At 60.3% G+C, this 14,821-nt stretch carries 14 protein-coding genes; 9 read left to right on the forward strand and 5 right to left on the reverse strand.

Annotated features, from left to right (window positions below):
- The 4 genes from CKX93_RS08105 to rluB are packed head-to-tail and all read left to right on the forward strand — an operon-like array spanning nt 1 to nt 3,506.
- A complete protein-coding gene (locus tag CKX93_RS08105) occupies nt 1-1,218 on the forward strand; it encodes a tryptophan--tRNA ligase (RefSeq protein ID WP_076756190.1) in 1,218 nt (405 codons plus the stop codon).
- Nucleotides 1,215-2,030, forward strand: a complete 816-nt coding sequence (locus CKX93_RS08110; RefSeq protein ID WP_076756191.1) for a segregation and condensation protein A — start codon at nt 1,215-1,217, stop codon at nt 2,028-2,030. Before CKX93_RS08105 ends, CKX93_RS08110 begins: the two co-directional genes overlap by 4 nt.
- Nucleotides 2,027-2,719, forward strand: a complete 693-nt coding sequence (scpB, locus tag CKX93_RS08115) for an SMC-Scp complex subunit ScpB (protein ID WP_076756192.1) — start codon at nt 2,027-2,029, stop codon at nt 2,717-2,719. Before CKX93_RS08110 ends, scpB begins: the two co-directional genes overlap by 4 nt.
- Nucleotides 2,712-3,506, forward strand: a complete 795-nt coding sequence (gene rluB / locus CKX93_RS08120; RefSeq protein ID WP_076756193.1) for a 23S rRNA pseudouridine(2605) synthase RluB — start codon at nt 2,712-2,714, stop codon at nt 3,504-3,506. The genes scpB and rluB overlap by 8 nt, the downstream gene beginning before the upstream one ends.
- A 41-nt stretch (nt 3,507-3,547) precedes the next feature.
- On the opposite strand, the gene CKX93_RS08125 is transcribed toward rluB, so the two are convergent.
- The 4 genes from CKX93_RS08125 to hpnC are packed head-to-tail and all read right to left on the reverse strand — an operon-like array spanning nt 3,548 to nt 7,382.
- Complete coding sequence (locus CKX93_RS08125; protein WP_076756194.1) at nt 3,548-4,303, reverse strand: SDR family NAD(P)-dependent oxidoreductase; 756 nt, start codon at nt 4,301-4,303, stop codon at nt 3,548-3,550.
- Between the two features lie 10 nt (nt 4,304-4,313).
- Nucleotides 4,314-5,618, reverse strand: coding sequence for a hydroxysqualene dehydroxylase HpnE (gene hpnE, locus CKX93_RS08130; protein ID WP_076756265.1), 1,305 nt, complete (start codon nt 5,616-5,618; stop codon nt 4,314-4,316).
- Nucleotides 5,618-6,481, reverse strand: coding sequence for a presqualene diphosphate synthase HpnD (hpnD, locus tag CKX93_RS08135; protein WP_076756195.1), 864 nt, complete (start codon nt 6,479-6,481; stop codon nt 5,618-5,620). Before hpnD ends, hpnE begins: the two co-directional genes overlap by 1 nt.
- Nucleotides 6,482-6,500: 19 nt before the next feature.
- Nucleotides 6,501-7,382, reverse strand: coding sequence for a squalene synthase HpnC (hpnC, locus tag CKX93_RS08140; protein WP_076756266.1), 882 nt, complete (start codon nt 7,380-7,382; stop codon nt 6,501-6,503).
- A gap of 125 nt (nt 7,383-7,507) precedes the next feature.
- On the opposite strand from hpnC, the gene bchI reads away from it, so the two are divergent.
- The 5 genes from bchI to CKX93_RS08165 are packed head-to-tail and all read left to right on the forward strand — an operon-like array spanning nt 7,508 to nt 13,889.
- Nucleotides 7,508-8,524, forward strand: coding sequence for a magnesium chelatase ATPase subunit I (gene bchI / locus CKX93_RS08145; protein ID WP_076756196.1), 1,017 nt, complete (start codon nt 7,508-7,510; stop codon nt 8,522-8,524).
- Nucleotides 8,521-10,314 carry a magnesium chelatase subunit D gene (locus tag CKX93_RS08150; protein ID WP_076756197.1) on the forward strand — a complete coding sequence of 598 codons (1,794 nt, stop codon included), beginning with the start codon at nt 8,521-8,523 and terminating at the stop codon, nt 10,312-10,314. Before bchI ends, CKX93_RS08150 begins: the two co-directional genes overlap by 4 nt.
- Nucleotides 10,311-11,237 carry an alpha/beta fold hydrolase BchO gene (bchO, locus tag CKX93_RS08155; RefSeq protein WP_076756198.1) on the forward strand — a complete coding sequence of 309 codons (927 nt, stop codon included), beginning with the start codon at nt 10,311-10,313 and terminating at the stop codon, nt 11,235-11,237. The genes CKX93_RS08150 and bchO overlap by 4 nt, the downstream gene beginning before the upstream one ends.
- Before the next feature lie 52 nt (nt 11,238-11,289).
- Complete coding sequence (locus tag CKX93_RS08160) at nt 11,290-12,831, forward strand: phytoene desaturase (protein ID WP_076756199.1); 1,542 nt, start codon at nt 11,290-11,292, stop codon at nt 12,829-12,831.
- The gene (locus CKX93_RS08165; protein WP_076756200.1) at nt 12,828-13,889 is read left to right on the forward strand and encodes a phytoene/squalene synthase family protein; all 1,062 of its coding nucleotides are present in this window, start codon (nt 12,828-12,830) and stop codon (nt 13,887-13,889) included. Before CKX93_RS08160 ends, CKX93_RS08165 begins: the two co-directional genes overlap by 4 nt.
- Before the next feature lie 48 nt (nt 13,890-13,937).
- Here the strand turns inward: CKX93_RS08165 and CKX93_RS08170 are convergent, their stop codons facing one another.
- On the reverse strand, nt 13,938-14,762 hold the full coding sequence (locus tag CKX93_RS08170) for a carotenoid 1,2-hydratase (protein WP_338066009.1): 825 nt from the start codon (nt 14,760-14,762) through the stop codon (nt 13,938-13,940).
- Nucleotides 14,763-14,821 lie beyond the last annotated feature (59 nt).

Genomic DNA, 14,821 nt, shown 5'->3' on the forward strand with positions numbered 1-14,821 from the left:
TTGAGTTCCCTGCCTACCCAAAGCCAGCGCGTGTTATCCGGCATGCGCCCCACCGGTCGTCTGCATCTGGGGCATTACCACGGCGTTTTAAAAAACTGGGTGGAGCTGCAACATGCCTACGAATGTTTTTACTTCGTCGCCGATTGGCATGCCCTGACCACCCATTACGAAGACCCAAGCGTCATCGGTAGCAGTGTCTGGGATATGGTGGTCGACTGGTTGGCCGCCGGCGTCTCACCCGGCTCAGCGCGCATTTTTATTCAATCTCGCGTCCCCGAACATGCGGAGCTGCATCTGCTGTTATCGATGATCACGCCCTTGGGCTGGCTGGAGCGCGTGCCCACTTTCAAAGATCAGCAAGAAAAGCTCAAAGAAATGGATCTCGCCACCTATGGCTTTCTCGGCTATCCCTTACTGCAAAGCGCCGATGTGCTGATTTACAAAGCCGGGCTGGTGCCGGTGGGTGAGGATCAAGTCTCACATTTGGAAGTTACCCGGGAAATCGCCCGCCGCTTTAATCATCTTTATGGCACGGAACCGGATTTCGAGAATCTCGCCGAAGCTGCCGCCGATAAAATGGGTAAGAAAAATGCCCGGCTGTATCGCGATCTGCGCCGCCGTTATCAAGAAAAAGGTGAGGATGAAGCACTGGATATCGCGCGCGCGCTGCTCGAAACCCAACAAAATATCTCGCTGGGCGATCGCGAGCGCTTGTTTGGCTATCTCGAGGGTGGTGGGCGCATCATCCTGCCCGAACCTCATCCTTTGCTGACCAAGGCCTCGAAAATGCCAGGCTTAGACGGCCAGAAAATGTCCAAGTCCTATGGCAATACGATTGCCCTGCGCGATGAGCCGGTCGTGGTCGAGAAAAAGCTGCGCACCATGCCCACCGATCCAGCGCGCGTGCGGCGTACCGATCCCGGTGACCCCGGCAAATGCCCGGTGTGGCAGCTGCATGAGGTTTATACCGATGAGAGTACCCACCAGTGGGTGCAAGAGGGCTGCCGCAGCGCCGGTATCGGCTGTTTGGAGTGTAAGCAGCCGGTGATCGACGCCGTGCTCGCCGAGCTGGCGCCCATGCAAGAGCGCGCCCGCGATTACGAACAAGACCCGAATTTGGTGCGCTCGGTGGTGGCAGAGGGCTGCGAAGCGGCTCGTGATGTCGCCCGCGATACCTTGGATGAAGTGCGCCGCGCCATGGGTCTGGCTTACCGATGAGCGAGGCCATTGCCGATAACGCCGAGGTCGATATCGCTGAGTGGGTGCAGCGCGTCTCGGTGCGCGGTGAGCCCTTAGCCAAAGTCCCCCAAGATCTTTATATCCCGCCGGATGCCCTAGAGGTCTTTTTGGAGACCTTCGAGGGTCCGCTGGATCTGCTGTTGTATCTGATTAAAAAACAAAACCTCGACATCCTCGATATCCCCATCGCCGAGATCACCAAACAGTACATGCAATACATCGAGTTGATGCGCGAGATGCGGTGGGAGCTCGCCGCCGAGTATTTGTTGATGGCGGCGATGCTCGCGGAAATCAAATCCCGCATGTTGCTGCCGCGCCCCGCCAGTATCGACGAAGAGGATGACCCGCGCGCGGATTTGGTGCGGCGCCTGCAGGAATATGAACGCTATCGTCAGGCAGCCGAGGACATCGACCAGCTGCCGCGTCTGGAGCGCGAAATCTTCCCACTGCATATCGAACCGCCGCCCTTAGAGATCACACCGCCGTTGCCGGATGTGGAGCTGGAGGCGTTGCTGCGCGCTTTGCGTGAGGTGCTTGCCAAAGCCGAGATGTTCACCCACCACCATATTCAAAGAGAGCCGCTGTCGGTGCGCGAGCGCATGAGCCGCATCCTTGAGGCGGTCAACAGCCAAGAGCATGTGCCATTTTTGAGCTTATTCACCGTCGAAGAGGGACGCCGCGGGGTGGTGGTGACCTTCCTTGCCATCTTGGAGTTGGTCAAAGAACACATTATCGAGTGCATCCAAGCCGATAGCTATGCACCCCTGTATTTAAGAGCGGCGGCGGCATGAACGACGAGCAACTGATGCGGATTTTAGAGGCAGCCCTGATGGTCTCGGCCGATCCCTTATCGATCGAGGGCATGGAGCGCTTGTTCGCCGACCACGAGCGGCCCACTCGCGCACAAATCAAGGCCGCCCTGCAACACCTCGAGGCGCAATGCGCCGAGCGTGGCTATGAGCTCAAAGCCGTGGGCAGCGGTTGGCGCTTTCAAGCCAAAGCTGATCTAGCGCCGTGGATCGCGCGTTTGTTCGAGGAAAAACCGCCGCGCTATGGCCGCGCGCTGTTAGAGACTTTGGCGCTGATTGCCTATCGCCAGCCCATCACCCGCGCCGAAATCGAAGAGGTACGCGGTGTGGCGGTGAGTACGCAAATTATTCGTACGCTTAGTGACCGCGAGTGGGTGCGCGTCATTGGCCATAAGGAATTGCCGGGCCGCCCAGCGCTCTATGGCACAACCCGCCAGTTCCTGGATTATTTCAATCTGCAATCGCTGGATGAGTTGCCCAGCCTCGCCGAGCTCACCGATCTGGATAAACTGCTGAGCAGTGAACAACAGCTCGAGTTGGTCGAAGCAGAGGCAGAGACCGCCGCCGTTGGCGACCAAGCCGAGAGCTCAGCGCTGGCGGGCGAGTCCGAAGCTGAAGCCGAAGCCGAAGCAGACGATCAGGGCGATACTGAGCTCCGCCGCGATGAGTGAGCGTCTACAAAAACTCTTGGCGCATGCCGGCCTGGGTTCGCGGCGCGAAATCGAAACCTGGATCGCCGCCGGCGAGGTCAGCGTCAACGGCCAAGTTGCCAAGCTTGGCGATCAAGCCAGCCCCACCGATGTGATTATGGTGCGCGGCAAGCTGGTGTCTTCAGCGGCGCCCGAAGTGGCGCGGGTAATTGCCTATCATAAGCCTGAAGGTGAGGTCTGTACGCGCTCCGACCCCGAGGGCCGCGATACCGTTTTCACCCATCTGCCGGTATTGCGCCAAGGTCGCTGGGTGGCCGTGGGGCGCCTGGATTTGAATACCTCAGGGCTGTTGTTGTTCACCACCGACGGCGAACTGGCGAATCGCTTAATGCACCCCTCCCAAGAGCTAGAACGCGAATATGCTGTGCGCGTTCTTGGAGAGGTGACACCGGCGCAACTCCAAGCCATGCAACAAGGCGTTACCCTGGAGGACGGCATCGCTGCGTTTGATCGCATCACCCCAGCCGGCGGCAGCGGCGCCAATCAATGGTTTCATGTGGTGTTAAGAGAAGGCCGCAATCGTGAAGTGCGGCGACTTTGGGAAAGTCAGGAGCTCATGGTCAGCCGGCTCATGCGCCTACGTTACGGACCCATTAGTCTGGGAACGGGTCTGCACTCCGGGCGTTGGCGAGAGCTTGAGCCCGCCGAGATGAAACAGCTGTATGCCGCTGCGGGCTTGAAATGGCAGCGCCCGGCTAAACCCACGCGGGTGATCCGCCCGCCGCGCAGCCGTCGCCGCTCGGATTAGGCGCTAGGCGTCGCGGGGTAAGGCACTAGGGCGTCGCGGGGTTAGGTACTGGCCTGCAACTCGATATTCTGGCCGGTGGTCTTGCCGGCATCGGGCCCCAAGAAATACACATACGGCGCAACCATGGTCTCGGGTTCGGGGTTTTGTGCCGGATCCTCGCCTGGGTAATGGCTGACCCGCAGCGGTGTGCGCATCGGTCCTGTGTCCACGCCATTGACCCGAATCCAGCGCTTGCCGCTGTGCTCATGAGCGAGAATATCCATGAGGGCATGCAGGCCCGCCTTGGCGACGCCAAATGCCCCCCAATAGGCTTTGCGGCAAGACTGCGTGGAGAAGACGATGCTCGGGTCTGGGGCTTTAAGCAGCAGCGGCAACAGCGCGTGGTTCAGCAAAAACGGTGCATGCAGATTTGTCGTGATGACCTTGGCCCAAAGCTCTAAATCGTAGTGCTCAATCGGCGTTAACGCGCCCACCCACGCGGCATTGTTCACCAGGCCATCGAGGCGGCCAAACTCAGCCTCAAGATTATCGCGCAGATCTTCATAATCCTTAGCCGTGGCGCCTTCTAAGTTCATGGGATAAATCGCCGGTTGCGGCCCACCGGCGGCTTCGATGGCGTCATAGACGGCTTCCAGCGGCTTCATGCTTTTATCCAACAGCACCACGGTCGCGCCCAGCCGTGCACAGCGTTTAGCCAGCGCTGCGCCCAGACCGCTGCCGGCACCGGTGATCAAAATCACGCGGTCTTTGAGAAGCTCAGGGGCGGCTTGATAGTTCAGTAAATCCTGTGGCGACATGCCCGTTCCTTCACGCAGATGACAATATTTGGCGTGCACATTCTACGCCACTTCGCACTGCGCCTTCGAGCGTGGCCGGCAGGCCCGTATCGGTGTAATCGCCAGCCAGCCAAAGACCGGGCAGGGCAGTGTGGTTACCAGGCCGCAGTGCTTCGCTCGCCACACTGGCACAGAAAGTCGCCTGCTTTTCGCGCACCACGCGCTGCCACAGCGGTGCAGGCCACTGCGGATAATGTTGACGCAGCTCCTGATCCACCGCCGTGGCCAAAGCCTCATTATCCAGCGCTAGGTGCGATCCATTGCCCGAGATCACCACCGCCATCACCCCGGGATGGCCGCTAAAGCGCCGATCAAATACCCACTGCCCGATACCGCCCAACAGACCTTGCATGGGCATGGGTAAGCGCACCTGGCGCGGATAGCGTAGGTACACTGTACAAATCGGTTCCGTCCCCAAGCTGGCCAGATTGTCACGCAGGGGCTGGAGCGACGGCACATCCGGTAACAAGCGCGCACTTTCGGCGTGTCCCGTGGCCATGATCACCGCTTGCGCCATAAGGCTTTGACGCTGACGCAGCTGAATATGCATCCCTTCTGCCTGAGGACCAATTGAGATCACCCGTTGATTGTGATGCAGCGGGCAACCTTGACGCGCCAGCCAGCTAGCCGCCGGTTCTGGAAAGACCGAGCCCAGATCAGCGCGCGGCACCAATAAATCGCTATGGCTGCGATGGCCGGTAAAAGCGCCTTGCAGTACGTTGAAAAAAACGCGAGCGGAGGCGATCTCTGCATGGGTATTCATCACCGCCAAACACAGCGGTATCCACAATTCCTGAATCAGCCGAGGCGGTTGTTGAAGATCCTCTAGCCACTGCAGCACACTGTGCTGCGCATCGGGCGGCGTTTGTAGCATGCGCCGCATACCCGGCAGAGCCTGGCTTTTCTCACGCCAGCTCAGGCCACGCGCAGTCATCAGCGCCGCCAATAAATGCCACGGCGCCGGCAAATAAGCGCTAGAAAGGCTGAGTCGGGAGCCATCCCCGCGCAAACTCACCAAATCCAAGGGCGCCCGGCGCAGCACTTCGGGTTCCTTTACCTCAATGTGTCGGAGCAGTTCTAAGGTGGTGGTATAGGCACCCATCAGCAGGTGCTGGCCGTTATCCAGGTTCAGGCCCTCCAAACGCGCGCGTCTGGCGCGACCACCGGGTTGTGGTGCGGCTTCAAATAGCTCAACGGGTGCACCCGCACGCACCAAGGTAATGGCCGCCGCTAGGCCTGCCCAGCCCGTACCGATAATGGCGATAGGCGCGGTCATCAGACCTTTTTTAAAGCCTTGGTATGGCGTTTTTCGCTGCGCACCGTGCGCCAAGCGATCCATAGCTTGCGCAGCGGTGTCAGTGCCACGCGCCGCTCCAGCACATGAAAGCCATCGGCTTCGATCTCATCCAAAAGCGTTTGATAAATCGCCGCCATGATGATGCCGCTGCGCTGCGTGTGGCGATCAACAGCCGGCAGATGCGAGAAGGCTCGGCGGTAATAGTCCCGGGCTCGCTCGGCTTGAAAAGCAAACAAGGCCTGCAGTCGCTCCGAGGTTTGCGCGCGCTGCAACTCCATGGGGTCAATCTCGAAGCGCTTGAGTTCATCCAAAGGAATATAGATCCGCCCGCGGCGCGCATCTTCCAGCACATCGCGCAGGATATTGGTGAGCTGGAAGGCCATGCCCAAATCATGTGCATAGCGGGCGGTGCGGTGGTCTTCATAGCCAAAGATCTGTGCCGACATTAGGCCCACCACCGAGGCGACGCGATAACAATACAAAGACAGCTCAGTGAAGCTGGGATAGGCGTCATAATCCAAATCCATTTGCATGCCATCGATAATCTCGCGGAACTGCTCCTCAGGCAGATCAAAGGTCTTAATGCACGGCGCTAGGGCTTTGCACACCGGATGGTCCGGCTCGCCGGCATACATCTTGCCCACTTGCTCACGCCACCAATCCAGTTTGACGCGGGCGACAGCCGGTTCACGGCATTCATCCACCACATCATCCACTTCCCGACAAAACGCATACAAAGCGGTAATCGCCCGGCGCCGCTCAGGTGGCAGGAACAAAAAGCTGTAATAAAAGCTTGAGCCGCTGGCGGCTGCTTTTTTCTGGCAGTATTCATCCGGTGTCATGCGCGCCAACCTACCACAATCAGCCCCCAGAGCGGCCCTTCGGCCACACGCTATCGGCAGCGATGCGCAGATAATCCTTGCTGGATAAGCGCGGTCGGGAGAATAAATCTCCCTCTTGGCGTCGCAGTAACCACAGCACCCGCGCACCGGCGTTGATGATAAAACGAATTTCTAAGCCCAAGCGGCCGCTGAGCTCGCGACCCAAGGGCGCACCGCTGCGCAATAGCTTATCGGCGCGCTGATACTGAAACTGCATGAGCGCGCGCATCGCCCCATCACTGCGTCGCTCAGCCAGATGCGCCTCGGTCACGGCAAAGCGCTGCATCTCATCTTGGGGCAAATAGATCCGCCCCATCTCCTCATAGTCTTGCGCCAGATCCTGATAGAAATTGATCAGCTGCAAACTGCTGCATACCGCATCGGATAAAGCCAGCTTGCGCGCCTCGGCCTTGCCGCCCAAATGCAGCAGCAAACGCCCAATCGGATTGGCAGAACAGCGGCAGTACTGCATTAACTCGCCAAAATCCGCGTAGCGCTTGTGCGTCACATCTTGGCGAAAGGCCGTGAGTAAATCATGAAACAGGCTGACCGGCAGGGCGTAACGCGACATCGCGTCAGCCAAAGCCACAAAGGTCGCATCCTCGGGGTCCGCTCTACCCGCGGCCGCCTCATCAATGGCCTGGGCCATGGCATCCAGCCCCGCCAAGCGCTGCGCATCACTGAGCTCGCCCTCATCCGCCCAATCATCGCTGCGCCGCGCGAAACTGTAGATGGCCGCCACCGGGGCGCGCAGGGCGGAAGGCAGCAGCCTCGAAGCCACCGGAAAGTTCTCATAATGCCGGTTGGCCTCATGTAGGCAGTGCTGGTAGGCCTGTTGTGGGGTAAAAACCGCTGCGTGCATGACAAATGATTGTCGAGAATCAGATGAGCGGCAGTCTAGCACGCGCTCTGCTTCATGACCTTTGTGTTTTTCAGGCTTTTGGGGGAACATTAGCCGCTCGAGTGAGCAACGATAAAGATTCTCTTATGGCCTTGAGTTTTCCGTTTTCCGCCATTGTCGGCCAAGAAGAAATGAAGCTGGCCATTTTGATTTCGGCCATTGATCCGAGCATTGGCGGTGTCTTGGTGTTTGGTGATCGCGGCACCGGTAAATCCACCACCGTGCGCGCTCTGGCGGCTTTGCTGCCACCCATGGAAGCGGTCACCGGCTGTCCCTATGGCTGTGCCCCCGACAAAATGGCTGGGCTATGCGATGCCTGCACCGCTAGCGACAAACCCAAAACCCGCCAGGTGCCGGTGCCCGTGGTCGATATGCCCTTGGGCGTCACGGAAGATCGCGTGGTCGGTGCCTTAGACCTGGAAAAAGCCTTGACCCAAGGCGAGAAGGCCTTTGAGCCGGGTTTGTTGGCGCGCGCGCACCGTGGCTTTTTGTACATCGATGAGGTCAACCTGTTGGAAGACCATCTGGTGGACCTGCTCTTGGACGTCGCCGCCTCCGGCGAAAATGTCGTCGAGCGCGAGGGGCTGAGTATTCGTCACCCGGCGCGCTTTGTACTGATCGGTAGCGGTAACCCCGAAGAAGGCGAGCTGCGCCCGCAGCTATTGGACCGCTTTGGCCTATCGGTGGAGATTCGCACGCCCGAGGATTTGCCGACCCGCATTGACGTGGTCAAGCGCCGCGACGAGTTCGAAAAAGACCCCGAGGCCTTTACCAAGAAGTACCAGCGTCATGATGCCAAACTGCGCAAGCAGCTGATTGCCGGTCGGGCCTTGCTGCCTGAGGTGAAGGTGCCCGATGCCCTGCTTGAGCGTGCGGCGACCCTGTGTCTGAGTCTGGGTACCGATGGTCTGCGCGGTGAGCTCACCTTGATCCGCGCCAGCCGTGCCCTGGCGGCGTTTGAGGGCGATAAAGTGGTCACGGACGATCATCTCAAGCGCGTGGCCCCACCGGCTTTGCGGCATCGCCTGCGCCGCAATGTCTTGGATGATGCCGGCTCTTCTACCCGCGTCGCGCGTGCCATCGAGGAGATGTTCGGCGCATGAGTAAAGAGCCGGTCCCGGAGTTCGGGCCCTGGACTCTGGCGAGTATCGCTGCCGGTTTATTCGCGGTGGATCCGACTGGTTTGGGCGGCGTGTCTTTGCATGCCCATGCCGGCCCGGTGCGCGATACCTGGACGCAGCAACTGCGCGATCTCTTGCCGCCTGAAGACCCGCTGCGGCGCATGCCTTTGAACATCGCCGACGGTCGCCTGCTAGGCGGCTTAGATTTGGCGGCGACCTTGCGTGCGGGTCGTCCTGTGGCCGAGCAGGGCCTGCTTGCGGAATGTGATGGCGGGGTGGTGATTGCTGCCATGGCCGAGCGTCTCACCCCCTCGGCTGCTGGGCGTATCGCCGCGGTCATGGACAACCACGAAGTGCTGCTTGAGCGCGATGGACTGGGTCTGCGCCTGCCAGCGCGCTTTGGCTTGGTGGCATTGGACGAATCGATGAATGAGGAAGAAGCCGTGCCCAAGGCGCTGCTGGATCGCCTGGCGTTTTTACTGGATCTGGAGCCAGTGGCGCGCAGCGATACGCATGCTTCTTTGTGGTCATTAGAGCAGGTGCGGGCGGCGAGAGAAAAGCTCCCAGAGGTCTCGGTCGATGAAGAGCTGCTGAAGGTGTTATGCGGCACGGCCTTGGCCTTGGGCGTGTATTCACTGCGTATTCCGCTGCTGGCGCTGCGGGCGGCGCGCGCCGCTGCCGCCCTAGATGGTCGCAGCGCGGCCACCGAGGAAGATGCCGCCTTGGCGGCGCGTTTGGTATTGGCGCCGCGGGCCACGCGCTTGCCCGCCATGGAAGAAGAGGCTGAGCCCGAGCCGCCACCACCCGAAGAGCCGCCCCCCGAACAGGATCAGGCTGAGGATCAAGAACAGCAGGACCCCGCCGATCTCGATAAACCCCTAGAGGATCGGGTATTGGATGCCGCCAAAGCGGCGCTGCCTGCAGGCTTGCTGGCGCAGCTGCAGGCCGGTCTGGGCAGCCGCTCGCGCTCCCAATCCTCGGGCAAAGCCGGCGCCCTGCAACAGGGCAATAAGCGTGGCCGGCCGATTGGGACACGCCGCGGCGAACTTAAATCCGGCGCTCGCCTGAATGTGATCGAAACCCTGCGCGCCGCCGCGCCTTGGCAGCCGATTCGCCGTGCCCAAGCCTTGGCCGCCGAAGAGGGCGCTGAACGCAAAGGCCCGCGGGTGCATGTGCGCCGCGATGATTTTCGGATTCAGCGGTTCAAACAGCGCAGTGAGACCACGACGATTTTTGCTGTGGACGCCTCGGGCTCCGCCGCCCTGCATCGCCTCGCCGAAGCCAAGGGCGCGGTGGAGTTACTGCTGGCCGATTGTTATGTGCGGCGTGATCGGGTGGGTTTGATTGCCTTTCGTGGTCAGGGCAGCGATTTATTGCTGCCACCGACGCGTTCGCTGGTGCGTGCCAAGCGCGGTCTGGCGGCGCTGCCCGGTGGCGGTGGCACGCCGCTGGCCAATGCCATTGATGCGGTGCGCGAGCTGGCTGAATCGGTAAAACGCCGCGGTGAAACCCCGGTGGCCGTGTTTCTCACCGATGGTCGCGCCAATATTGCGCGGGATGGCAGTACCGGTCGCCAACAAGCCACCGAGGATGCGCTGTCTGCCGCTCGCGAGCTGGCACTCACCGGCATCAAAACCATCTTGGTCGATACCTCGCCGCGGCCCCAGTCGACCGCCCGAGAGTTGGCGATGGCGATGCAGGCGCGCTATTTACCGCTGCCGCATGCCGATGCGCAGACCCTGTCCACCGCCGTGCAAAGCGCGGCCGCATGAATGCCATTTTGAAAGGCCTGAACTGGGACATTCACGGGCACGATTGGCCCAATCGCGATTTCAGCCAGTTTATCGAGGCCGGCGGCGTGCACTGGCATGTACAAATCATGGGCCAAGGGCCGGTGATCTTGCTATTGCACGGTACGGGCGCTGCCAGCCACAGCTGGCGCGATCTGGCGCCGCTATTGGCCGAGCGCTTCACCGTGATAGCCCCGGATTTACCCGGTCAAGGATTCTCGCGTCCCACGCAGGCGGGCAGCCGAGTGCACAGCTTGCCGGGTATGGCGCAGGCCATCAAAGCCCTGTTAAACGCGCTGGGGCAATCGCCCGCCATGTTGGTCGGCCATTCCGCTGGAGCGGCGATTGCTGCGCGCCTGTGTCTGGATAAAAGCGTCCAGCCGCAGCTGTTGGTGAGTTTAAACGGCGTGATGCTACCGCTGCCGGGACCGATGAGTGGGTTGTTCTCGGCCTCAGCGCGGGTTTTATCGATGTTGCCCATGGTGCCTGAGGTGTTTGCTTGGCGCGCCACCGACCGCAAAACCGTCGATCAGCTCTTGGCGGGCACCGGCTCCCAGCTCGATGAGCGCGGCCGCGCGCTCTATGGGCGTTTGGTGCGCCAGCCCGGGCATGTGGCCGGGACGCTGCGCATGATGCATCACTGGAATCTCGATCCCTTAGCCAAAGACTTACCGAAGCTGAGTGTGCCCTTGGTACAGCTGGTGGCCAGTCAAGATCGCATGGTGCCGCCGGATGAGGCGGCGAGAGTGGCGCAGATCCTACCTCAGGCGCGGCGTCTGGATCTGCCCGGCCTGGGCCATCTGGCGCACGAAGAGCATCCGCAGCTATTGGCCGGCATTTTCTGTGATGAGGCGCAAAGCCATGGCATTTTTCCGGCAAAACCTGAGCCGGATCGGGTTCGGTGAGACCCCGGACTGCTACACTGTGGGTTAAAGCCTACACATTTTGGGGTTAAGCATGTCAGCGGTTCTCGCCAGCGACCTACCCGGCACCACAAGCCAAGACGAAAGACCTCATGCCATTGTGATCGGCAGCGGTTTTGGCGGTTTGGCGGCGGCCATTCGTTTGGGCAGTCGCGGCTACCGCGTCACCGTGCTGGAAAAACGCGATGCCCCCGGGGGCCGCGCCTACGTATTCCACCAAGATGGTTTTCAGTTCGACGCTGGCCCCACGATTATCACCGCTCCGTTCGTGCTCGAAGAGCTCTGGCAGCTGTGCGGCAAGCGCATGGATGACGACATCGATTTGCGCGCCATGGATCCGTTTTATCAGATCCGCTTCCATGATGGCGAAATCTTCAATTACTGGTCCGGCGTGGATGCGGTGCGTGAAGAAATCCGGCGTTTCGCGCCCGAAGATCTGGATGGTTACGACGCCTATATGAAGGCCAGCGAGGCCAACTACCGCGTCGGTTTTGAGAAGCTGGGGCATGTCGCGTTTAACTCTGTGGCCGATATGGCCAAGGTGGTGCCGGAGCTCGTGATGCTGCGCGCTGACCGTAGCGTTTATGCCCTAGTCTCCAAATACATCAAGAACGAGCGGCTGCGTCAGGTGCTGAGTTTTCATCCCCTGCTGGTTGGCGGTAATCCATTTCGCGCCAGCTCGGCCTATTCATTGATTTCCTACTTGGAACGGGCCTTTGGCGTGCATTCAGCCATGGGCGGAACAGGCGCGATTGTGCGCGCCTTGGTTAAGCTGATCGAAGGGCAGGGCAGTGCGGTGGTGTGTGACGCGGGCGTCGCACAAATTATGGTGAAAGACGGCCGCGCCTGTGGTGTGCGTCTAGATAATGGTGAGGTGATTGCGGCCGATGTGGTGGTCTCCAATGCCGACTCCGCCACCACCTACCAAAAGCTGTTATCCGAAACCCCGCGTCAGCGCTGGACCGATGCCAAAGTGGCCAAGGCCCGCTACTCAATGAGCCTGATGGTTTGGTATTTCGGCACCAAGAAGCGCTATGAGGATATCCCGCACCACATGATCATCCTCGGGCCGCGCTACAAAGCCCTGCTCAAGGATATTTTTGATCGCAAGGTGCTCGCCGAGGATTTCAGCCTGTATCTGCATCGCCCCACCGCGACCGATCCCTCGCTGGCGCCTCCGGGTTGTGACACGTTTTATGTGTTATCGCCCGTGCCGCACCAACAAAGCGGTATCGACTGGGCGCAGCAGGCCGAGCCTTATCGCCAGCGCATTGAACAGCATTTGTCCAAGCACATCCTGCCGGATCTGGAGAATCAGGTGATCAGCTCGCGCCTGATCACCCCTCAGTATTTCGAAAATGAGCTCTCGTCTTATCAGGGCGCAGCGTTTGGTATGGAGCCGATTTTGACGCAAAGCGCTTGGTTCCGTCCGCATAACCAAAGCGAAGAAGTCGAGAATCTCTATCTGGTAGGCGCCGGAACACATCCAGGCGCAGGCTTGCCGGGTGTGATTTCATCGGCTCGCGTATTAGACAGTGTGGTCCCCGATCCGCAAGTCTTTAGGCAGGGTGCATGAACCGTTTCCCACCCGCCAAACTGCCTTATACCCGCGCCAAAGATCTGGCCGAGTGTCGCTCGCTGCTGTGTGATGGTTCGCGCTCGTTCTATGCCGCATCATTGTTTTTGCCGCGCCAGCTCTCTGAGCCGGCCACCGCGCTTTATGCGTTTTGCCGTCTAGCCGATGACGCGATTGATGAAGATCCTGAAGGGGATGGTCTGCAGCGCATGCAGGCACGGCTGGATGCCATTTATGCCGGGGAGCCTGAAAATAGCGCCGCCGATCGCGCTTTGATGCGAGTGGTGCAACGTTTCGAGATTCCGCGCGCCTTGCCCCAAGCGCTTTTGGAAGGCTTTGAGTGGGATACCGGTGGGCGCATGTATGCCACGGGTGAGGAACTGGAAGACTATGCCGCGCGCGTGGCGGGGACGGTGGGGGCGATGATGACCTTGCTGATGGGCGTGCGCAGTCCCGATTCGCTGGCGCGAGCCTGTGATATGGGCGTGGCCATGCAACTCACCAATATCGCTCGCGATGTGGGCGAAGATGCCCATCGGGGGCGTTTGTATCTGCCTTTGAACTGGATGCAGGAAGCCGGTATCGATCCAGATGCGTTTTTGGCCAATCCAGTCTTTACGCCGGAGTTGGGCTCGGTGATAAAACGGCTGTTACAGGAAGCCCACCGACTCTATGAGCGCGGCGCGGTAGGGATTCAAACCCTGCCTCCGGCTTATCGTCCCGGCATTACGGCGGCGATGGTGCTTTACTCCGAGATCGGCCGCGAGGTTGAGCGCAATGGCTATGACTCGGTGAGTCGCCGAGCCGTGGTGCCGCCCTCACGCAAGGTGATGGCGCTGACCCGCATGATGCGCCGCTTCAATCGCGAGCAGCTGCGCATCATGGGCCGCATGTTGGGCGAAGCCCCCTCTGCCGCCAATCGCTTCCTAGTGCGCGCCGTGCAAGACCAAAAACCCAGCAGCCCCAGCATCCGCCCCACGGCGCTGGCCATGGGCCGCGTCGAGCACCGCATCATGTGGCTGCACAACCTCTTCCAGCGCCTCGACCAAAAAAAATAAAAATGGGGACAGACCCCTTTTTAGTAAAAATGGGGACAGACCCCTTTTTTAGAAGCGCGGCATGCGGAAGGGCAGCATCAGCTGCACGATGGGGTGAGCGAAGCGAGTGAGGCTGAGGCTCTCGTGGAAGGCGAGGGCGGGCTCGCCATGGATTCTCTGCTTGAGCAGCGAGCGCGTATAGAAGGGCGTATCCTCGAGCGTTTCGACGATCTCGACGCTATGAACATCGCCGCGGGTGCCGCGTGGGGCTCGCCAGATGCGCCCGGGGGGAAGGGCCTGCGGCGCAGGCGCCTCGATCGGAGTGCAGCGTCCCTGAGCGTCATAACGCAAGGCCAGCAAGCCCTGACTGTCATCGCGCCGCAGCGATTCATACAAAATCACCGTATCGTCATTGGGCATCATGGCGCGCGACCAGTCCCAATAAGTAAACCCCGCCTCCAGCGGCTCACTGCCGATGTTACTGTCGAAATAGCCGCGCCCCCGCCAATGCAAATCGGGGCTGGATAAATCGACCTGCACATCCGCCGCCGGCGCAATCGGCCGCCATTGGTGCCTGCCCAAAGCATCTAAGTCATAGCTATCCGTGGTCAATGCCCGTGGCGTTAAGGTGATGCTGCCGCGCAAACGGCTAGGAATCGGCGCCGTGATCTCATTCACCTCAATATGCAACGAACGGCCATCCCAGCGCAGGCTGCTCGGGCCGATATTCAGATGCTCCGCATCGCGCATCAGGCGATTCTGGCCCCGCTCCGTCATCGCCCAGCGTTTGCCGCCCTTGCCATACAGCGCCACATTCACCGCACAATGCTGCTCGGGCACGGCACGCCCGCGGCGCCGCTGCCAAGCGTAATAAGGGGAAAACACACTGCCCACAAAGGCAATCAGCGTAATGCCGCGACTCCCATCATCGCTCAGCGCATCCAAATACCACC

The organism is Ectothiorhodosinus mongolicus, from assembly GCF_022406875.1.
GTDB classification, from domain to species: domain Bacteria; phylum Pseudomonadota; class Gammaproteobacteria; order Ectothiorhodospirales; family Ectothiorhodospiraceae; genus Ectothiorhodospira; species Ectothiorhodospira mongolica.

What these genes read in the sequence shown, in the direction of transcription:
- hpnC (WP_076756266.1), bottom strand. Translation starts at nt 7,382, where the DNA reads ATGCACGCAGCGGTTTTTACCCCACAACAGGCCTACCAGCACTGCCTA.
- CKX93_RS08160 (WP_076756199.1), top strand. Translation starts at nt 11,290, where the DNA reads ATGTCAGCGGTTCTCGCCAGCGACCTACCCGGCACCACAAGCCAAGAC.
- CKX93_RS08150 (WP_076756197.1), top strand. Translation starts at nt 8,521, where the DNA reads ATGAGTAAAGAGCCGGTCCCGGAGTTCGGGCCCTGGACTCTGGCGAGT.
- hpnE (WP_076756265.1), bottom strand. Translation starts at nt 5,618, where the DNA reads ATGACCGCGCCTATCGCCATTATCGGTACGGGCTGGGCAGGCCTAGCG.
- rluB (WP_076756193.1), top strand. Translation starts at nt 2,712, where the DNA reads ATGAGTGAGCGTCTACAAAAACTCTTGGCGCATGCCGGCCTGGGTTCG.
- CKX93_RS08165 (WP_076756200.1), top strand. Translation starts at nt 12,828, where the DNA reads ATGAACCGTTTCCCACCCGCCAAACTGCCTTATACCCGCGCCAAAGAT.
- scpB (WP_076756192.1), top strand. Translation starts at nt 2,027, where the DNA reads ATGAACGACGAGCAACTGATGCGGATTTTAGAGGCAGCCCTGATGGTC.
- CKX93_RS08110 (WP_076756191.1), top strand. Translation starts at nt 1,215, where the DNA reads ATGAGCGAGGCCATTGCCGATAACGCCGAGGTCGATATCGCTGAGTGG.
- bchI (WP_076756196.1), top strand. Translation starts at nt 7,508, where the DNA reads ATGGCCTTGAGTTTTCCGTTTTCCGCCATTGTCGGCCAAGAAGAAATG.
- bchO (WP_076756198.1), top strand. Translation starts at nt 10,311, where the DNA reads ATGAATGCCATTTTGAAAGGCCTGAACTGGGACATTCACGGGCACGAT.
- hpnD (WP_076756195.1), bottom strand. Translation starts at nt 6,481, where the DNA reads ATGACACCGGATGAATACTGCCAGAAAAAAGCAGCCGCCAGCGGCTCA.
- CKX93_RS08125 (WP_076756194.1), bottom strand. Translation starts at nt 4,303, where the DNA reads ATGTCGCCACAGGATTTACTGAACTATCAAGCCGCCCCTGAGCTTCTC.